Source organism: Serratia sp. HRI (assembly GCF_010119335.3).
Lineage (GTDB): Bacteria > Pseudomonadota > Gammaproteobacteria > Enterobacterales > Enterobacteriaceae > Serratia > Serratia nevei.
In genome coordinates this window covers 5,241,499-5,261,233 of sequence record NZ_CP083690.1, presented here as the reverse complement: position 1 = coordinate 5,261,233, position 19,735 = coordinate 5,241,499, and the positions used below count along the sequence as shown (strand labels likewise).

At 62.1% G+C, this 19,735-nt stretch carries 17 protein-coding genes; 9 read left to right on the top strand and 8 right to left on the bottom strand.

The window, feature by feature from the left end:
* Positions 1–167: 167 nt before the first annotated feature.
* The 3 genes from zigA to folE2 are packed head-to-tail and all read right to left on the bottom strand — an operon-like array spanning position 168 to position 2,842.
* Positions 168–1,355, bottom strand: coding sequence for a zinc metallochaperone GTPase ZigA (gene zigA / locus GF111_RS25180; RefSeq protein WP_049270860.1), 1,188 nt, complete (start codon positions 1,353–1,355; stop codon positions 168–170).
* A gap of 10 nt (positions 1,356–1,365) precedes the next feature.
* Positions 1,366–1,926, bottom strand: coding sequence for a carbonate dehydratase (locus tag GF111_RS25175; protein ID WP_025303003.1), 561 nt, complete (start codon positions 1,924–1,926; stop codon positions 1,366–1,368).
* Positions 1,916–2,842, bottom strand: a complete 927-nt coding sequence (gene folE2 / locus GF111_RS25170; RefSeq protein WP_047730586.1) for a GTP cyclohydrolase FolE2 — start codon at positions 2,840–2,842, stop codon at positions 1,916–1,918. The genes GF111_RS25175 and folE2 overlap by 11 nt, the downstream gene beginning before the upstream one ends.
* A gap of 204 nt (positions 2,843–3,046) precedes the next feature.
* On the opposite strand from folE2, the gene sapA reads away from it, so the two are divergent.
* From sapA to sapF, 5 genes are read left to right on the top strand one after another with little or no spacing between them, the layout of a single operon-like run.
* Positions 3,047–4,696, top strand: coding sequence for an ABC transporter substrate-binding protein SapA (sapA, locus tag GF111_RS25165; protein WP_055316972.1), 1,650 nt, complete (start codon positions 3,047–3,049; stop codon positions 4,694–4,696).
* A complete protein-coding gene (gene sapB, locus GF111_RS25160) occupies positions 4,693–5,658 on the top strand; it encodes a putrescine export ABC transporter permease SapB (protein ID WP_004930575.1) in 966 nt (321 codons plus the stop codon). Before sapA ends, sapB begins: the two co-directional genes overlap by 4 nt.
* Positions 5,645–6,535, top strand: coding sequence for a putrescine export ABC transporter permease SapC (sapC, locus tag GF111_RS25155; RefSeq protein WP_004930580.1), 891 nt, complete (start codon positions 5,645–5,647; stop codon positions 6,533–6,535). Before sapB ends, sapC begins: the two co-directional genes overlap by 14 nt.
* Positions 6,535–7,527, top strand: coding sequence for a putrescine export ABC transporter ATP-binding protein SapD (sapD, locus tag GF111_RS25150; RefSeq protein WP_019452674.1), 993 nt, complete (start codon positions 6,535–6,537; stop codon positions 7,525–7,527). The genes sapC and sapD overlap by 1 nt, the downstream gene beginning before the upstream one ends.
* 1 nt (position 7,528) lies before the next feature.
* Complete coding sequence (gene sapF, locus GF111_RS25145; RefSeq protein ID WP_033648455.1) at positions 7,529–8,341, top strand: putrescine export ABC transporter ATP-binding protein SapF; 813 nt, start codon at positions 7,529–7,531, stop codon at positions 8,339–8,341.
* 149 nt (positions 8,342–8,490) lie between these two features.
* Here sapF and GF111_RS25140 read toward each other — a convergent pair whose 3' ends face one another.
* A complete protein-coding gene (locus tag GF111_RS25140; protein WP_223294918.1) occupies positions 8,491–8,694 on the bottom strand; it encodes a hypothetical protein in 204 nt (67 codons plus the stop codon).
* A 70-nt stretch (positions 8,695–8,764) separates the two neighbouring features.
* Here GF111_RS25140 and GF111_RS25135 point away from each other — a divergent pair, with 70 nt between their 5' ends.
* Positions 8,765–9,949 carry a carboxymuconolactone decarboxylase family protein gene (locus tag GF111_RS25135; RefSeq protein WP_038880391.1) on the top strand — a complete coding sequence of 395 codons (1,185 nt, stop codon included), beginning with the start codon at positions 8,765–8,767 and terminating at the stop codon, positions 9,947–9,949.
* Between the two features lie 43 nt (positions 9,950–9,992).
* On the opposite strand, the gene GF111_RS25130 is transcribed toward GF111_RS25135, so the two are convergent.
* Together GF111_RS25130 and dacD are read right to left on the bottom strand one after the other, a co-directional pair.
* Positions 9,993–10,898, bottom strand: a complete 906-nt coding sequence (locus tag GF111_RS25130; protein ID WP_025303008.1) for a LysR family transcriptional regulator — start codon at positions 10,896–10,898, stop codon at positions 9,993–9,995.
* A gap of 64 nt (positions 10,899–10,962) precedes the next feature.
* Positions 10,963–12,132 carry a serine-type D-Ala-D-Ala carboxypeptidase DacD gene (gene dacD / locus GF111_RS25125; protein WP_102779504.1) on the bottom strand — a complete coding sequence of 390 codons (1,170 nt, stop codon included), beginning with the start codon at positions 12,130–12,132 and terminating at the stop codon, positions 10,963–10,965.
* A 282-nt stretch (positions 12,133–12,414) separates the two neighbouring features.
* Here dacD and GF111_RS25120 point away from each other — a divergent pair, with 282 nt between their 5' ends.
* Positions 12,415–14,721: an FdhF/YdeP family oxidoreductase gene (locus GF111_RS25120; protein WP_038880397.1), complete on the top strand. Its 2,307-nt coding sequence runs from the start codon at positions 12,415–12,417 to the stop codon at positions 14,719–14,721.
* Positions 14,722–14,736: 15 nt separating this feature from the next.
* Here the strand turns inward: GF111_RS25120 and GF111_RS25115 are convergent, their stop codons facing one another.
* The gene (locus GF111_RS25115; RefSeq protein WP_038880407.1) at positions 14,737–15,591 is read right to left on the bottom strand and encodes a LysR family transcriptional regulator; all 855 of its coding nucleotides are present in this window, start codon (positions 15,589–15,591) and stop codon (positions 14,737–14,739) included.
* A gap of 99 nt (positions 15,592–15,690) precedes the next feature.
* On the opposite strand from GF111_RS25115, the gene gloA reads away from it, so the two are divergent.
* On the top strand, positions 15,691–16,218 hold the full coding sequence (gene gloA, locus GF111_RS25110; RefSeq protein WP_047730582.1) for a lactoylglutathione lyase: 528 nt from the start codon (positions 15,691–15,693) through the stop codon (positions 16,216–16,218).
* A 187-nt stretch (positions 16,219–16,405) separates the two neighbouring features.
* Positions 16,406–18,340 carry an exoribonuclease II gene (locus GF111_RS25105; protein WP_047730581.1) on the top strand — a complete coding sequence of 645 codons (1,935 nt, stop codon included), beginning with the start codon at positions 16,406–16,408 and terminating at the stop codon, positions 18,338–18,340.
* 65 nt (positions 18,341–18,405) lie between these two features.
* On the opposite strand, the gene GF111_RS25100 is transcribed toward GF111_RS25105, so the two are convergent.
* Entirely contained in the window at positions 18,406–19,716 is a 1,311-nt protein-coding gene (locus GF111_RS25100) for an MFS transporter (RefSeq protein WP_055313734.1), read from the bottom strand.
* Positions 19,717–19,735 lie beyond the last annotated feature (19 nt).

Below are 19,735 nucleotides of genomic sequence, written 5' to 3'. Positions count from 1 at the left end.
GCTGGCTTAAAAAACACTGGAAGCAATGTGAGCAATGTCGTGCCTTCCACATCAGAGCCGCAAACTGTGGCCTTCCGTGAACTGCCAGGCGATGATAATAGTTATCAGTATCGTCTGTAAAGTACTTTGTTGAGAATTTTTCTCATTACCACACGAAGATTGCGCAATTACCACTCAGGGAACGGGTCTGCCATGTCCAGCCAATAATCCACGCCGGCGGCCATTTCATCGTCGCTCAGCAGGCAGTCGTCCAGCAAACGCACGATCGTCGCCTGCTGCAGATGCTGGCCGATAAACACCAGTTCCTGGCGCATATCGCCAAACGGCTCCACCCATTTTTCCTGAATGTGCGCCCGCGCTTCGGGATCCTGCGGCCAATTATCTTGCGGGATGGCGCGCCAAAAGGTGCCCGCGAGGCCGTAGTGGGCGATGCCCCCTGCCTGGCTCCACTGCCCGGCCTGCCGCGGCCGCGTCGCCAGCCAGAAAAAGCCTTTCGAGCGCAGCAGCTTGCCGCCGCCCCAGTCGCCGTTGATCACGCGGTAAAACTTGTCCGGCGCAAACGGCCGCCGCGCCTGATAGACGAAGCTGCTGATACCGTAGTTTTCCGTTTCCGGCACGTGTTCGCCGCGCAGCTCTTTCAGCCAGCCGGGCGCCTGCTGCGCCTTTTCAAAGCTGAAGCTGCCGGTATTCAGCACCGCCTCCAGCGGCAGTTTGCCCGGCGCGATCGGCACAATGCGGGCATCGGGGTTCAGGCTGGCCAGCAGCGCCATCACTTCGCCTTGCTGGGATGGCGTCAACAGATCGGTCTTACTGACCAGGATCACGTCGCAGAACTCAATTTGCTCAATCAGCAGATCCGCCACGCTGCGCAGATCGTCCTCGCCCAGGCTTTGGCCGGCCTCCTGCAGGCTTTGCGCCTGCTGGTACTGCTGGATGAAATTCACCCCGTCGACCACCGTCACCAGGGTATCCAGCCGGGCGAACTGCGACAGGCTTTCGCCCTTTTCATCCTCAAAGGTAAAGGTTTCCGCCACCGGCAGCGGCTCGGAGATGCCGCTCGATTCGATCAGCAGGTAATCGAAACGCCCGTCCTGCGCCAGCTCACGCACCGATACCAGCAGGTCTTCGCGCAGCGTGCAGCAAATGCAGCCGTTGCTCATCTCCACCAGCTTCTCTTCCTGGCGATCGAGATGCACGGCATTTTCCACCAGCGCGGCGTCGATGTTCACTTCGCTCATGTCGTTGACGATCACCGCCACGCGCATGCCCTGCCGGTTGTTCAGGATGTGGTTCAGCACCGTGGTTTTGCCGGCGCCGAGAAAGCCGGAAAGCACGGTCACGGGAAGTTGTTTCATGGGAGCCTCATTAAAATTCATTGCGTAATGCCTGGTAACCGCGCACCAACTCGACGTTGGTGGCGGCCACTTCTTCCGAAAACTGCAGCGCGCCGCGATCGACCTGGCGATAGCGCGACAGGTCGCTGTCCGGCCCTACGCGCTCGGTCGAGGGGATATAGCGGTTTTCCGGCAGCGTCACGCCGTCCACCACCGCGTTGTAGCGCACCACGCAGCCGGACTGGATGTGGCAGTTGAACAGCACGCTGTTGAAACCGATAAACACCCGATCGTCGATGCGACACGGGCCGTGGACGATGGCGCGGTGGGCGATCGAGCTGTAACGGCCAATGGTGACCGCCGCCCCGCTCTTGGAGTGGATCACCACGCCGTCCTGAATATTGGAGTGCGAGCCGATGACGATCGGCTCCATGTCGCCGGCGGCGTTCAACTCGTCGGCGCGGATCACCGCATAAGGGCCGACGTAGACGAAATCTTCGACGATCACCCGGCCGCAAATAATGGCGGTGGGGTCGATGTAGGCCAGCGGCGAGACCTGCGGCAGATGGCCGCTGGGATTTTTACGCAGCATGATTTTCTCCCCGCCAGCTCAGCTCAGCCACCGCATTGTGGGCATGCAGGCTCTCCTGATGCTCGACGCGCAGCGAGAAGGCGCGGTAATCGCACTGGCTGCGCAGCATGCGATACAAACGACGCGCCGCATCTTCGCAAAACATCAGGTTCTGACCGTTGGCCAGCGCGAAGGCCTGCTCGTCGCGGCGTTTCACCAGCGTTTGTACCGGCGTGCCCAGCGCGTGTTCGATGCGGTCGATCAATTTCACCGGTTCGAACGCCCGTTCATTCTCGGGTGTCACGGTGACCCAGGCCCAGCTGCGCTGGCTGTGAGGGGTGGCCGGCATTCCCTGCTCCAACAGCCACTCGCTCACCTGCCGTTGGCTGACCCGCTCCGCCGCCTGTTCAAAATCAAACTGAAACTGTTGCTGCGCCAACTGACGGCTGAGCGCCGCCGAACTCGGGCAGGTAGAGGAGTAAGGCACGCCGACGGTCAGCGCCAGCGTCAGCGTGTTAGTCAGGGTCGCCTCGATGCGCAGCGGGTAAGCCTTCCAGCCGCGCTGCGGCGACAGCAACGCCGGGCGCGACAGCAGCAGCTCGCCGCTGATCGCCAGTTTGGCGCGATCGCTGTGTTCCGGCTGCGAATCCAGAAAGGCCTGCAGCGTTCGGCCGATGCGCTGCGGCGTCAGCTCGCCCTGCGTCAATTCATCCAGCGCCAGATACAGCCGCGACATGTGAATACCGCGCTCGCCCGCCGCTTCGGCGCGCAGGTTAATACCGGCGTCGACCTTCGCCATCAATGGCTTGCCGACCAGCTCCAGCGGCAGTGCGATCCCTTGCATCCCTACCCAATCGAGCCCGACATCACTCATTTCGCCGCGCCATGCCTGAGCATCCGGCAGCGAACGGCGTGGTGGAAGTGCAACTTCGTTCATACATCCCCTTGCGTTATTGTGACTTTGCCGGGGAACGGTAACATGATTTTGTTATATTATAACATAACATGAAAAACTTTTTTCTTGCCCCTGAACGGGATGATTAATCAAGTCGCAGAAAACTCAGCGATTTTGCTCAATGGATTGGGCTGCCGGTCAGAGTGCGATACACTAACGCTATTGCTGATTAACCCATGAGCCTCTATGCGTGGTTTACCCTTTTGGATACTGTCGTTGTGCCTGACGGGCTCTGCCCTGGCCGCGACAACACCGCCCGCGCCCGCCGCGGCGCCGCTGCCGGACATTCGCCAGAGCGGCTTTGTCTATTGCGTCAGCGGCATACTGAATACCTTTAACCCGCAAATGGCCAGCAGCGGCCTGACGGTGGATACCCTGGCCGCCCAGCTGTACGATCGCCTGCTGGACGTCGATCCCTACACCTACCGGCTGATCCCCGAGCTGGCGCAAAGCTGGGAGGTGCTGGACAACGGCGCCACCTACCGCTTCCATCTGCGCAAGGACGTGCCGTTCCAGACCACCGCCTGGTTCACGCCTACCCGCAAGATGAACGCCGACGACGTGGTATTCAGCTTCGCCCGCGTATTCGATCAGAAACACCCTTATCACGACGTGAACGGCGGCGAATACCCCTATTTCGACAGCCTGCAGTTCGGCGATTCGGTGCAGAGCGTGAGAAAGCTCGACGACTATACGGTGGAGATTCGCCTGCAGTCGCCGGACGCCTCTTTCCTGTGGCACCTGGCGACCCACTATGCGCCGGTGCTGTCCGCCGAGTACGCCGATCTGCTGACGCGTGAGGGCCATCAGGAGCTGATCGACCGCGAGCCGGTCGGCAGCGGCCCGTTCCTGCTCAACGAATACCGCTCGGGGCAATATATTCGCCTGGCGCGCAACGCCGCCTACTGGAAAGGGCTGCCGCGCATGCCGCAGGTGGTGATCGATCTGGGCGCCGGCGGTACCGGCCGCCTCTCCAAGCTGCTGACCGGCGAATGCGACGTGCTGGCCTATCCGGCGGCCAGCCAGCTGTCTATCCTGCGCGACGATCCGCGCCTGCGCCTGACGCTGCGCCCGGGGATGAACATCGCCTACCTGGCGTTCAACACCCGCAAACCGCCACTCGACAACCTCAACGTGCGCCAGGCGATCTCGCTGGCGATCAACAACCAGCGGTTGATGCAGTCGATCTACTACGGCACGGCGGAAACCGCTGCCTCGATCCTGCCGCGCGCCTCCTGGGCCTATGACAACGACGCGCACGTCACCGAGTACGATCCGGCCAAATCGCGCGAGATGCTGCGGCAGGCCGGCGTCGGCCAGCTGAACCTGAAGCTGTGGGTGCCGACCGCCTCGCAGTCTTACAACCCGAGCCCGCTGAAAACCGCCGAGCTGATCCAGGCCGATCTCGGCCAGGTGGGCATCAACGTCACCATCGTGCCGGTAGAGGGGCGCTTTCAGGAGGCGCGCCTGATGGAGATGAACCACGATCTGACCCTGACCGGCTGGGCCACCGACAGCAACGACCCGGACAGCTTCTTCCGGCCGCTGCTGAGCTGCGCGGCAATCCGTTCGCAAACCAACTATGCTCACTGGTGTGACCCGGGCTTCGACGAGGTGTTGCAGAACGCGCTGTTGTCGCAGCAGCTGTCTCAGCGTATCGACAACTACCGCAAGGCGCAGAAGATCCTCGAGCAGCAACTGCCGGTGCTGCCGCTGGCCTCTTCCCTGCGGCTGCAGGCCTACCGCTACGACATCAAGGGATTGGTGCTGAGCCCGTTCGGCAACGCCTCGTTCGCCGGGGTGTACCGTGAATCCGCGCCGGAGGTGAAAAAGTGATTATCTTTACCCTGCGCCGCATTCTGCTGCTGCTGATCACGCTGTTCTTTCTGACGCTGGTCAGCTTCAGCCTGAGCTATTTCACGCCGCGCGCGCCGCTGAACGGCGCCGCCCTGCTGGACGCCTATCAGTTCTACTTCGTCAGCCTGCTGCACTGGGACTTCGGCGTTTCCAGCATCAACGGCCAGGCGATCAGCGAACAGCTGCGCGAAGTGTTCCCGGCTACCATGGAACTGTGCCTGCTGGCCTTCGCCCTGGCGCTGTTTATCGGCATTCCGCTGGGCATCATCGCCGGCGTGCTGCGCGGCAAATGGCAGGACACCGCCATCAGCACCTTCGCGCTGCTCGGCTTTTCGATGCCGGTGTTCTGGCTGGCGCTGCTGCTGATGCTGTTCTTCTCACTGCACTTGGGTTGGCTGCCGGTCTCCGGCCGTTTCGACCTGCTGTATCAGGTGAAGCCGATCACCGGTTTCGCGCTGATCGACGCCTGGCTGTCGGACTCGCCGTACCGCGCCGAGATGATCGGCAGCGCCCTGCGCCACATGATCCTACCGATCGCCGCGCTGGCGGTGGCTCCCACCACCGAAGTGGTGCGCCTGATGCGCATCAGCACCGACGACGTGCTGAGCCAAAACTACATCAAGGCCGCCGCCACCCGCGGCCTGTCGCGCTTCACCATCATTCGCCGCCACGTGTTGCACAATGCGCTGCCGCCGATCGTGCCCAAGCTGGGGCTGCAGTTCTCCACCATGCTCACGCTGGCGATGATCACCGAAGTGGTGTTCAGCTGGCCGGGCCTCGGCCGGTGGCTGATCAACGCTATTCGCCAGCAGGACTATGCGGCGATCTCCGCCGGCGTCATGGTGGTCGGCACGCTGGTGATCACCATTAACGTCCTGGCCGACATTCTGGGTGCGGCAACCAACCCGCTGAAACATAAGGAATGGTATGCCCTTCGATAACGTATACCGCGAGAAAAAGATGCCGAGCCCGCTGCGCTACACCTGGCGGATTTTCTACGGCGACGCGCTGGCGATGATCGGTTTTTACGGCGTGATCGCCCTGCTGCTGCTGTCGCTGTTCGGTAGCCTGCTGGCGCCCTACGCGCTGGATCAGCAGTTCCTCGGCTATCAGCTGCTGCCGCCTTCCTGGTCGCGCTACGGCAACGTGTCGTTCTTTCTCGGCACCGACGATCTCGGGCGCGACATCCTCAGCCGGCTGCTGACCGGCACTGCCGCCACCTTCGGCTCGGCGCTGGCGGTGACGCTGGCCGCGGCGTTCTGCGGGGTGATCCTCGGCGTATTCGCCGGCGTCACTCACGGGCTGCGCTCGGCGGTCCTTAACCATATTCTCGATACCCTGCTGTCCATTCCCTCGCTGCTGCTGGCGATCGTGGTGGTGGCGTTTATCGGCCCCAAACTTGAACACGCCATGCTGGCGGTATGGCTCGCCTTGCTGCCGCGCATGGTGCGCACCATCTACAGCGCGGTGCACGACGAGCTGGAGAAAGAATACGTGGTGGCGGCGCGGCTCGACGGCGCTTCCACGCTGCAGATCCTGTGGTACGCAGTGATGCCGAACATTGCGGCGGTGCTGGTGACCGAGTTCACCCGCGCGCTGTCGATGGCCATTTTGGATATCGCCGCGCTCGGCTTCCTCGATCTCGGCGCGCAGCTGCCTTCGCCGGAATGGGGAGCGATGCTCGGCGATTCGCTCGAGCTGGTGTACGTCGCGCCCTGGACGGTGATGCTGCCCGGCGCGGCCATCCTCGTCAGCGTGCTGCTGGTTAACCTGTTAGGCGACGGTATGCGCCGCGCAATCAATGCCGGGGTGGAATAATGCCGTTACTCGATATCCGCAATCTAACGATTGAATTTATGACCGCCGAAGGGCCGGTCAAGGCGGTCGATCGCGTCAGCATGACGCTGACCGAGGGCGAGGTGCGCGGCCTGGTGGGCGAATCGGGCTCCGGCAAGAGCCTGATCGCCAAAGCCATCTGCGGCGTAACCAAAGACAACTGGCGCGTCACCGCCGACCGTTTCCGCTTCGACGACATCGATCTGCTGCAGCTGAGCCCGCGCGAGCGGCGCAGGCTGGTGGGCCACAACGTCTCGATGATTTTTCAGGAGCCGCAGTCCTGTCTGGATCCTTCCGAGAGCATCGGCCGCCAGCTGGCGCAGGCCATTCCTGGCTGGACCTACAAGGGCCGCTGGTGGCAGCGCTTCAACTGGCGCAAACGCCGCGCCATCGAACTGCTGCACCGCGTCGGCATCAAGGATCACGACGACATCATGGGCAGCTTCCCGTACGAGCTGACCGAAGGCGAGTGCCAGAAAGTGATGATCGCCATCGCGCTGGCCAACCAGCCGCGTCTGCTGATCGCCGATGAGCCGACCAACGCCATGGAGCCAACCACCCAGGCGCAGATTTTCCGCCTGTTGGCGCGCCTCAACCAGAACAACAACACCACCATTTTGCTGATCAGCCACGATTTGCAGATGATGAGCAAGTGGGCCGACCGGGTGAACGTGCTGTACTGCGGGCAAACGGTGGAAAGCGCCCAGTGTGAAGAGCTGCTGGCGGCGCCGCACCACCCTTACACCCAGGCGCTGATCCGCGCCATGCCGGACTTCGGCCGCTCGCTGCCGCACAAGAGCCGGTTGAACACGCTGCCGGGCGCCATTCCTTCGCTGGAACACCTGCCGATCGGCTGCCGTCTGGGGCCGCGCTGCCCTTACGCGCAGAAGAAGTGCATCGAAACGCCGCGCCTGCGCCCGGTCAAAAACCACTTCTTTGCCTGCCACTTCCCGCTGAACATGGAGGAGCAATAACATGGAAACGCTGTTGGAAGTGCGCAACCTGAGCAAAACCTACCGCTACCGCACCGGGCTGTTCCGCCGCCAGCACGTCGAGGCGGTGAAATCGGTCAGCTTTACCCTGCGCGAAGGCCAGACGCTGGCGGTGATCGGCGAGAACGGCTCCGGCAAATCCACGCTGGCGAAGATGCTCTCCGGCATGGTGGAACCGACCGCCGGCGAACTGCTGATCGACGATCATCCGCTGGAATTCGGCGATTATCGCTATCGCAGCCAGCGCATTCGCATGATTTTTCAGGATCCGAGCACCTCGCTCAATCCGCGCCAGCGCATCGGCCAGCTGCTGGACGCGCCGCTGCGGCTGAATACCAGTCTGGAACCCGCCGAGCGCGAGCAGCGCATCAACCAAACGCTGCGCCAGGTCGGCATGCTGCCGGATCACGCTTACTACTATCCGCACATGCTGGCTTCCGGGCAAAAACAGCGCGTCGCGCTGGCGCGTGCGCTGATCCTGCAGCCGAAGGTGATCGTCGCCGATGAGGCGCTGGCCTCGCTGGACATGTCGATGCGCTCGCAAATCATCAACCTGATGCTGGAGCTGCAGGAAAAACACGGTATTTCCTATATCTATGTCACCCAGCACCTCGGCATGATGAAGCATATCAGCGACCAGGTGCTGGTGATGCACGAAGGGGAAATCGTCGAGCGCGGCAGCACCGCCGAGGTATTGGCGGCGCCGCTGCACGAATTGACCAAGCGCCTTATCGCCAGCCACTTCGGCGAGGCGCTGACCGCCGACGCCTGGCGACGCGACGGCGGTCGTTTTTGAGCCACGTCCTGGCCTGCAACAAACCCGCTGCGGCGGGTTTTTTATTGCCGTACACGCCTGCCGTTTAGCAAGAAAGCGCACATACAAATTACATTCTTGTTATATATCCTTATATTTTATTCCTTTCAGTTATTGATTAGTCCGTAACATTATTTTATCTCGCCAGGGCGATCGGTGAGGATATCCCCTACGTTGAGCCTCTCATACGACAGGATATCGCACTGATGAACAGCCTTCGCCATCGCCGCCTCACGCAGTTTCTGCTCACGCTGGCCGCCGGTTTCTCTGTTTACGGCCACGCGCTGTGCTGCGATGAGCTGCGCTAAATCCGCCTTCGCCCCGCCTGCGGGCATGTTGACTCTTTGTCCAGCCGCCGCTGCCGCACGCACCGGTGGCTGTTGCTCATGATTAAGGATTGACCCTATGGAACGACTCCGTCGACAACATAATGCCCAGTGGTATCACGAAACCCAAAGCAGCGTGCGGGGCGATGCGCCGCTGGAGCCGCAGGCGGCTACCCTGCGCGATCGTTTTCTGCTGGGGCTGGGCGCCTTCGCCGATGAAGCGTTAAACGCTGCGCTCGGCGCCCGCGCCGGGGTATTCAACGCCTCGCTGGCCGGTTACCACGCCCTGTTTCCCGACCAGGTGTCGCTATCACGATACGTGACACTGTCACCATATGATCGCCTCAGTACCGCGCTGACCGTCGCTCAGGTGACCGGCGTGCAGTCGCTCTGTAGCCACTACGCCGCCCGCCTCGCCCCGCTGCACAGCCCGGACGCCTCCCGTGAAAGCAATATCCGCCTCGCCCAGATCACCCAATACGCCCGCCAGCTCGCCAGCCAGCCCACGCTGATTTGCCGCAGAGCGCTGCAGCAGCTTGGCGACGTCGGGCTAAGCCCGGCGGATATCGTCACCTTTTCGCAAATCATCGGTTTTGTCAGCTACCAAGCGCGCGTGGTGGCGGGCATAGCGGCGTTGGCCGGCCGACCGGCGGTAGTGGTGCCCGGCTTCCCGAATGTCGAAGACGCCGATGGCGTCACCTTCAGCACCGAAGAGTTAAGCTGGACTGCGCGCCTGCCGCCAATCGACACGGAAGCCGCCGCCGCCGAACAGCTTGACGTGCTGGATCAAAGCCACCCGCAGGCGCGCGCCGAATCTTATTACCTGCTGCTGGCGCATGATGCCGCCGCACTGCGTGAGCGCAACGGCGTGTTTAACGGCATCAATGCCGAAGGGTACGGGTTGTCGAGCCGATTGAAAGCGCTGGCGACGCTGGCGGTCTCGCGCATCAACGGCAGCCGCTACTGCGCGGCTACGGTGGCACAAGAGCTACAGGATGACGGACTGGCGCAGGCGCTGTTCGCCGGGCTGCCTCAGGGATTGGCGTTTACCGAGGACACGGTCAAACGCGCGGTGATCCACACCGCCGCCGAGCTGACGCGCGCACCGGAGAAATTCACCCCGCAGAGCGTGCAACCCTTGTTCAACAGCGGCCTGAATCAGGCACAGGCGCTGGAAGTGATCCTCACCACCGCGCTCTACGCCTGGGAAAATCGCCTGCGCCAAACGCTGGGCGATGCCGAATCTTTCATCGCCGCCGACTGAAGACCGCTACGCGGCCTGATTACCGGCCGCGATACGCCGCGTTTTAGACATTCTGCTGACGCAGCCACTCGCTGGCGGCGTCGAAGAATTTTTGCGCCAACGGCGTGGCGCGCTCTGCCATATCGACCACCACCGCCGCATGACGCGGCATGGCGCCGATGGCCACCGGACGGCGCTGCAACGCCGGCATCAGCGGCGATTGCAGCTGGCCGCGCGGAAACAGCCCGCAGCCCAGGCCGACGAAAATCCCCTCCAGCAGTTGGAAGATCGAGGCAGTCTCAAGCCGCGTGTGCAACGTCAACCCGGCGTCGCGGAAGTGTTGATCGAGATAGCGGCGGAAATAACGCGTCGGCTCGGCCAGGCACAGCGGCAAAGCGGCAACCGCCTCCAGCGGCAACGGCGTATCGCCCACCAGCTTCGGGAAGTGTTGTGGATGAAATACCAGCTCGACGCCGGTTTCCACCAGCGGTTGCGATTGGAAATGCAACTCCTTTAAGGTCGACAGCTCGAAAAAGCCGATGCCGATGTCGACGGTATGCGCCGTCAGCGCCTCCAGCAGTTGATCGGCGCTCAGCACCGCCAGCCGGTAATCGAGATGCGGATAACGCTCGCTGACCGCCTTGAGCATTTCCGATACCGAGATACTGCACTGCGGCACCACACCAAGGCGCAGCGTGCCGTGCAAGCCGTGCTTGAGCGACTCCACCTCCAGCTTCAGCCCCTGGTAAACCGAGACGATCTCACGGGCCCACGCCAGCACCCGCTCGCCTTCGGCGGTAAAACCGCCGAAATGGTTTCCGCGGTTAATCAGCGAAACGCCCAGCTCTTTTTCCAGATTTTTCAATCGCATGGATAGCGTCGGCTGGCTAACGAAGCTGGCCTCCGCCGCCCGGCCGAAGTGACGTTCTCGTTCTAAATTACACAAATAAATCAGTTGTTTAATATCCATAGCGCGGCTCAATGATCGGCATTCGCACCAGTATACCACCGGGCACCGTCATCCGCCCGGCGAGTCAGAGCTTCAGCTTCACGTAATCCACCAGGCGCGAGAACACGCCGCCCTGCGGCACCGCCTGCAGCGCCACCAGCGGCAAGGTTTTCACCACCTGGCCATTGTCGCTGATGCGGATCTCGCCAACGGTCTGCCCTTTGCCAATTGGCGCTTCCAGCCGTGCGGTATTGATCACGTACTGCGCCTTCAGCTTGTCCGCCTCGCTTCTCGGCAGGCTGAGCGACTGCTCTTGCGCGCTACCGACCGGTAACCGGTGACTCTCGCCGTACCAAACCGGCTCTTCCCCCAGGCTTTGGCCGGCGCTGAACAGGTGTACGGTGGCAAAGTCACGCAGCCCCCAAGTCAACAGCTTACGCGCCTGCTCCTCACGCCCTTTAGAGCTTTTGCCGCCCATCACCACGGCGATCAGGCGGCGATCCCCTTCGGTAGCGGAGGCAATGATGTTGAAGCCGGCCGAGGCGGTGTGCCCGGTTTTCAGCCCATCGACGTGCAGCGTCTTATCCCACAGTAGGCCGTTGCGGTTCTGCTGCGTGATGCCATTCCAGGTCAGCGACTTCTCGCTGTACATATGGTATTCCGCCGGTTCACTCATGATGATGGCGCGCGCAATCACCGCCAGATCGCCGGCGGTGGTGAACTGCCCCGGCGCATCCAGCCCGTGTACCGTTTCGAAATGGGTGTTCTGCAGGCCCAGCTGCGCGCTCTTCTCGTTCATCAGCTTGACGAAGTTGGCCTGGCTGCCCGCCACATAGTCCGCCATCGCCACGCAGGCGTCGTTGCCGGAATCGATGATGATACCTCGGCTGAGATCGCGTACCGTGACCCTGTCACCTGGCTTCAGGAACATCAACGAAGATCCTTTGAACACCGGGTTGCCCTGCGCCCAGGCGTCTTTCCCCACGGTGACGACATCGTCGAGGCCAATCTTGTGCTGGTCGAGCGCGTGGTCGATCACCAACCCGGTCATGAGTTTAGTCAGGCTGGCCGGGTTGCGCCGTTCGTCGGCATTGCCGGCAGCCAACACCTGGCCGGTGGTGTAATCCATCAAAACGTAAGAGGCGGCGTCTATCGCCGGCGGGGTCATGGTAGGAAAATTGGGCGTCGTTTCCGCCGCCTGCGCCGCTAAAGGCAGCAATATGCCGCCGATTACCACTGATACTGAACGCTTCACGCTGTGTTCCTCAGGCCCGCAGGCTGAATAAAATGCCAATATAATCCGCGAGATAGACTGCATGAATTCACTTTCAGACGAAACCATTACTCTTTTGCAGCGGGTGTCTTTATGCAACCATTTGTTTACGGCACCGCCCGCCGGCGATAGATGCGCTCTATGCCGCCATTGTCCCATTCGATTAGACGCCACCCCGTAGCGCCCCTAAACTTGTGACATAAATACGCAAGACGCATAAAAAAGCGTTTACTTTTTAGCTACAACCACCTGCGAAGTGTCACCATGAAATTCAAACCGTCAATCAAGCCTTATACCGGCCCGGCGGGCGGCTGGGGTTCGCTTGAAGCCACCACCCGCTTTGTCCTCGACAGTAAACAAACGCTAAAAAACATGCGCAACCTGATGCGCGTCAACAAGGCTCGCGGCTTCGACTGCCCCGGTTGCGCCTGGGGCGACGACAATCACAGCACCTTCAGCTTCTGCGAAAACGGCGCCAAAGCGGTCAGTTGGGAAGCGACGCGCAGCGCCGTGGAGCCTGAGTTTTTCGCCGCCCACAGCGTCAGCACGCTGCAGCAGCAGAGCGACTATTTCCTCGAGTATCAGGGTCGCCTCACCCATCCGATGCGCTACAACGCCGAAACCGACCACTATGAACCTATCCATTGGCCGGACGCGCTGGCGCTGATCGCCAAACACATCAACGACATGGACAACCCGAACCAGATCGAGCTGTATACCTCGGGCCGTGCCAGCAACGAAGCGTCGTACCTTTACCAGCTGTTCGGCCGCATGCTCGGCACCAGCAACTTCCCCGACTGCTCCAATATGTGCCACGAGGCGAGCGGCGTTGGGCTGAAGCAGAGCATCGGCGTCGGCAAAGGCACCATCCGCATCGATGACTTCGAAAAGGCCGACGCCATCTTCGTGTTTGGCCAAAACCCAGGCACCAACCACCCGCGCATGCTGCACAGCCTGAAGAACGCCGCCCGACGCGGCGCGCGTATCGTCAGCTTCAACACCCTGCGCGAGCGCGGGCTGGAAAGGTTCGCCGATCCGCAGGATCCGGTACAGATGCTGACGCCAAAATCCTCGCCGATCAGCTCTTCCTATTACCAGCCGAATCTGGGCGGCGATATGGCGGCGGTGCGCGGCATGGTGAAAGCCCTGCTGGAAACCCACCGTCAGCGCCTGGCCGCCGGCGAGCCCGCCCTGTTCGACCTGGCGTTTATCGAGCGGCACAGCGTCGGCGTAGAGGCTTACCTGGCGCAGGTAGACGCCACCGAGTGGCAGACCATTACCGCGCAGTCGGGCCTGAGCGAAGCGCAGCTGCGCCAGGCGGCGGCCACCTATCAGGGCGCCGAACGGGTGATCTGCACCTGGGCGATGGGCGTGACTCAGCATAAACACTCTATTGCGACGGTACGTGAAATCACCAACCTGCAGCTGCTGTTCGGGCAGTTGGGCAAACCGGGCGCCGGCCTGTGCCCGGTACGCGGCCACAGCAACGTCCAGGGTAACCGCACCATGGGGATCGACGAGAAGTCGCCGAAGGCGCTGCTCGACAGCCTGGAGCGCCACTTTAACTTCACCGCCAATCGCGCGCTGGGCCACAACACGGTGGAAGCGATCGAAGCGATGCTGCGCGGTGAAGTGAAAGTGCTGATCGCGCTGGGCGGTAACCTGGCCGCCGCGGCGCCGGACACCGAACGCACCGCCCGCGCCCTGCGCAACTGCGATTTGACGGTGCATATCAGCACCAAGCTTAACCGCAGCCACCTGGTGACCGGCAAAGATGCGCTGATCCTGCCAACGCTCGGCCGCACCGAGCTGGACATGCAGGCCAGCGGCTCGCAGTACATTACGGTCGAGGATTCGTTCAGCATGGTCCACGCCTCGGAAGGCATCGGCAAGCCGCTGGCGGAGACCCAACGTTCGGAGACGGCGATCGTCTGCGGCATCGCCGACGCGGTGCTGGGCACCCAGCAGCTGGACTGGCTGGAATTGGCCGACGACTATTCGCTGATCCGCGATCACATCGCCGCCACCATTCCCGGCTTCGAAGATTTCAACCGGCGCTGCGACCAGCCCGGTGGTTTCTACCTCGGCAATGCCGCCGCCGAACTGCGCTTCGCCACGCCGAGCGGCAAGGCTGAGTTCAGCGCCGCCGCGCTGCCGACCACCCTGTTCCCACAGCTGGGCAGCGAAAAAGCGCCGTTCACCCTGCAAACGCTGCGCTCGCACGATCAGTACAACACCACCATCTATGGTCTGGATGACCGCTACCGCGGCGTTTACGGTCAGCGTGAAGTGTTGTTCATCCATCCGGAGGATCTGGCGGCGCTGGGCCTGCAGGATGGCGAACGGGTAGAGATAGAAACCCTGTGGAACGACGGCGTGGTGCGTAAAGTGGACGGGTTCAAGCTGGTGAGTTACGACATTCCGCGTGGCAACCTGGCGGCCTACTACCCGGAAACCAACCCGCTGGTGCCGCTGGCCAGCTTCGGCGACGGTACCGGTACCCCGACCTCGAAGTCGATCCCGGTGGCGATCCGCCGCAGCGAACGGCAACCTTCGCTGCGCATCGCCTGAAAACGCGCGCCCGGTTCACGCCGGGTGCGCCAATATCCCCAGGATGGTCTGCAACTCGTCCGACAGCTGATGCCGTCGCCAGACGAAGTACAGGTCGCTCAGCCCCTCTTCGCCCATTTCCACCACCTTCAGCCCCGGTGCCGGCATGATCAGCGGCAGCAACGAACCGGGGACGCAGGCGACACCACAACCGGCCTGTACGCAGGCCGCCATCGCGGCATAAGATTCCATTTCCAGCGTCATGCGCGGTTTCAGCCCGCGCGAGGCCAGCCAGTGATCCACCTTCAGGCGAAACGAACATTCGCGGCTGAACGTGTAAAACTCCAGCGGCGCCAGCGTGGCGGCGTCGGGTTCCCCGGCATCGGCCGGCATCAGCAATACCAGCCGTTCATCGAATGCCTTTTGGCTGGCCAGCAGCGGATGTTCAATCGGGCCGTCGGTGATCGCCAGGTCGAGATCGCTGTCGATCAGCATACGTTCCAGCACCAGCGAGTCGCGGCTCAGCACGTTGATGTGCAGATGAGGCTGTAAACGGCGCAGCCGGGCAATGCGCGCCGGTAAATGGCTGACCAGCGAGAAATCCAGCGCCCCGAGGTTCAGCAGCCCATGCTGATGCTCGCCGGCGAACAGCTGCTTGCTGCGCTCCGCCTGCGCCACAATGTCGCGCGCCTGCTGATAGAACAGTCGCCCTTTGGGATTGACGTACAGCCGGTTCTTGTCGCGGAAAAACAGCTCGCCGCCCAGCGACTCCTCCAGTTCGCGCAGCCGCAGCGTGACGTTGGAAGGCACGCAGTGCAGCTCGCGCGCGGCGGCGGCGATGGTTTTGCACTCCACCACGGTACAGAAAAACTTCAGCTGGCTCAGCTTCATCTATCATTCACTTTTAGTTAGTGTTTTAGTTAAAAACAATCACTTTAGATTAGCATCGATTTCACCTACAGTCTGCCGACACCCTGAGGAGGATCTCTGATGCCACTGAATGATCTACTGACGCTGCCCGGCGTGGCGGCCCAACCGGAGGCGGTAACCGACGGTTACGTGTTCAACCACACCATGATCCGCGTGAAGGATCTGACCAAAGCGCTGGATTTCTACACCCGCGTGCTGGGCTTTACCCCGGTCTATCTGGAAACGTTCGAAGAAGCCGCTTTTACCATCTGCTACCTGACGCGCAGCCCGCGTGAACAGATCCCGCAGGACGACGACGAGCGCAAACGCTGGGCGCTGAGCCAGCCGGGCATTCTCGAACTGACCCATAACCACGGCACCGAAAATCAGACCGATTTCCACTACCACAACGGCAACGGCGAGCCGCGCGGCTTTGGCCACCTGTGCGTCACGGTGCCGGACGTGCGCGCCGCCTGCGAGCGGTTTGAGCGCCTCGGCGTCACCTTCCAAAAGCGCCTGCATGAAGGCCGCATGAACTACGTGGCGTTCATTCGCGATCCGGATGATTACTGGATTGAAATCCTGCAGCCGACGCCGCTGCGGGACTGATCGCCACCCGCCCTTCACCCCGGCCTTCACGCCGGGGTTTTCCATCGACAGCACTCCGATTGACCATTCTTGCGCAAAATCGCGTGGCAACGCGGGGTTCCGTGACGTTAGGCTTGCTCGCAGCGGGTGATTCGCGTAAAACTGTCAGCCGCAAATCTTGCCACTCACAACCCATTCACTGGACGATATGTTTCAAGATAACCCGCTGCTGGCGCAGCTTAAACAGCAACTTCACTCTCAGACCCCGCGCGTTGAAGGCGTAGTGAAAGGGACTGAGAAAGGCTTTGGCTTTCTTGAAGTAGACGGTCAAAAAAGTTACTTCATTCCGCCGCCGTACATGAAGAAAGTCATGCACGGGGATCGCATTATCGCCACCCTGCACACCGAGAAAGAGCGCGAAATCGCCGAGCCGGAAACCCTGGTCGAGCCGTTCCTGTCGCGCTTTGTCGGCCGCGTGCAAAAGCGCGACGACCGTCTGTCCATCGTGCCCGATCATCCGTTGCTGAAAGATGCGATTCCGTGCCGCCCGGTGCGTGAATTGACCCACAACTTCCAGGCCGGCGACTGGGCGGTGGCGGAAATGCGCCGTCACCCGCTGAAAGGCGATCGCAGCTTCAACGCCGATCTGACCCACTTTATCACCGAAGGTGAAGACCATTTCGCCCCGTGGTGGGTGACGCTGGCGCGTCACAACCTGGAGAAAGAAGCGCCGGAAATGCAGGCTCTCAGCGAGCCGGCCGCTGCGCTGGTGCGTGAAGACCTGACCGCGCTCGAATTCGTCACCATCGACAGCGCCAGCACCGAAGACATGGACGATGCGTTGTATGTGACCGACAACGGCGACGGTTCGCTGCAGTTGACCATCGCCATCGCCGATCCGACCGCCTACGTCGAGCAAGGCAGCAAGCTGGACGATATCGCCCGCGTGCGCGCCTTCACCAACTACCTGCCGGGCTTCAACATCCCGATGCTGCCGCGCGATCTGTCGGACAACCTGTGCTCGCTGCGCCCTAACGAGCGCCGCCAGGTGCTGGCTTGCCGCGTAACCATCGCCGCCGACGGCGCGCTGGGCGAGGATATTCAGTTCTTCGCCGCCGAGATCGAATCCAAAGCCAAGCTGGTATACGACGAAGTCTCCGACTGGCTGGAAGGCATTGCCGGCTGGCAGCCGCCGAGCGATGCCATCGCGCAACAAATCACCCTGCTGAAGCGCGTTTGCGACGCGCGCAACGCCTGGCGCCACCGGCATGCGCTGGTGTTCAAAGACCGCCCGGACTACCGCTTCGTGCTGGGTGAAAAAGGCGACGTACTCGAGATCGTTACCGAGCAGCGCCGCAGCGCCAACCGCATCGTTGAAGAGTGCATGATCGCCGCCAACGTCTGCGCCGCCGTCGTGCTGCGCGATCGCCTGGGCTTCGGCGTGTACAACGTGCACACCGGTTTCGATCCTGCTCTCGTCGAGCAAGCGGTCACCGTATTGCAGGCCAACGGTGTGGAAGCCGAAGCCGAGAAGCTGCTGACCCTCGACGGTTTCTGCGAACTGCGCCGCCACCTGGATGCGCAGCCGACCCAGTTCCTCGACAGCCGCATCCGCCGCTTCCAGACCTTCGCCGAGATCAGCACCACGCCGGGGCCACACTTCGGTCTGGGTCTGGAGGCTTACGCCACCTGGACATCGCCGATCCGTAAATACGGCGATATGGTCAACCATCGCTTGCTGAAGGCGATCATCAACCAGCAGCCGGCAGAAAAGCCGCAGGATGACGTCACGGTGCAGCTGGCGGAACGCCGCCGCCTGAACCGCATGGCGGAGCGCGACGTCGGCGACTGGCTGTACGCCCGCTTCCTGCAGGACAAGGCCGGTACCGATACCCGCTTCAACGCCGAGATCATCGACGTGACCCGCGGCGGCCTGCGCGTGCGCCTGCTGGACAACGGCGCCGTTGCCTTCATCCCGGCACCGTTTATTCACGCGGTGCGCGACGAGATGCAGTGCAGCCAGGAAACCGGCACCGTGCAGATCAAGGGTGAAGTGGTTTACCGCCAGAGCGACACCTTGCAGGTCACCATTGCCGAAGTGCGCATGGAAACCCGCAGCGTGATCGCCCGTCCGGCGGCCTGAACGCCCGTCTGAAACGGCCGCAACGCAAAGCGCCGACGGTGAAAACCGCCGGCGTTTTTTTTCGGCTAGCGCAGCGGCTCGCCGCCGGTTTCACGCAGCAGCGGCAGCACCGCCAGCGAAGCCAGCGTCGCCAGCATCAGATAGACGGCGGGCGCCAGCAGCGAACCGCTCAGCGCGATCGACTGCGAAGCGATGTACTGAGCGAAGCCGCCGAAAATCGCCACCCCGAGGCTGTAGACCAAGGCAAACCCCAGCGCCCGAATGCGCTGCGGGAACAGCTCCGAAATCATCAGCATGGTCGGCACCGAACCGAGCGTGGTCAACCCGACCAGCACCGCGACAATCAGCAGCAGCACCGCCGGATGCGGTACCGCGCTCAGCCACCAAAATGCCGGCAGGGCCACGATCAGAATCGCGATCCGCGACCCGCGGATCAGCGGCAGACGGCCGTAACGATCGCACCAGTGCCCGACCAGCAGACTGCCGCCGAAGGTGACGAGCCCCGCCAGCAGCATCGCGGCATAGCCGTAAGCCTGCGCCATCCCCAGGTATTTCACCGCGTAGGTGCCGAGATAATACATCGAGATGTAAGTGGCGACGGTGGCGCCGATGGTCAACATCACGCCGAGCACCACCGCCCGCGAGTGCTTGCGCAACTGCGCAGGCGGCTCGTGAGCCCGCGCCGCCGACGGCCGATCGCTCTCCAACCCGAGGCGCAGCCAGCAACCGAGCGGCGCCAGCGCCACGCCGATAAAGAAAGGAATGCGCCATCCCCACTCGGCCATGGCGTTCGGCTCACCGGAAAGCACCGGCAAGGCCGCGCTGAGCGCCAGCGCGGTGACGCCGCCAACCACGGTGGCGATGCCCTGCGTCGCCAGCGACCAGCTGGAATAGAAGCCGCGCCGGTTGGGCGGCGCCGACTCCACCAGCAACGACATCGATGCCCCCACCTCGCCGCCCGCCGCCACGCCCTGGATCAGGCGCGCCGCCACCAGCGTGACGGTTCCCCAATAGCCGGCGCTGGCGTAGGTCGGCGCAAAGCCGATCATCGCCGTGCCCAGGCTCATCAAGGAAATCGTCAGGATCATCGCCGGCTTGCGACCATGACGATCGGCATAGGCGCCAATCAGAATGCCGCCCAGCGGCCGCATGAAGAAGCTGACGCCGAACGTGGCAAACGCCAACAGCAACGCCAGATGCGGATCGCTGGACGGCGGAAAGAACAATACGCTGATGTAAATAACGAAGAAGTTATAAATACCGAAATCGAAAAACTCCAGCGCATTGCCGAAGGAGGCGGCGAATATGACCTTTTTGCCGCCGGCCTTCGGGGTCGATATTATTGCCGCCTGGGTTTCAGCCGTATTTTCACTCATCATTACCTTCCCTGTTATT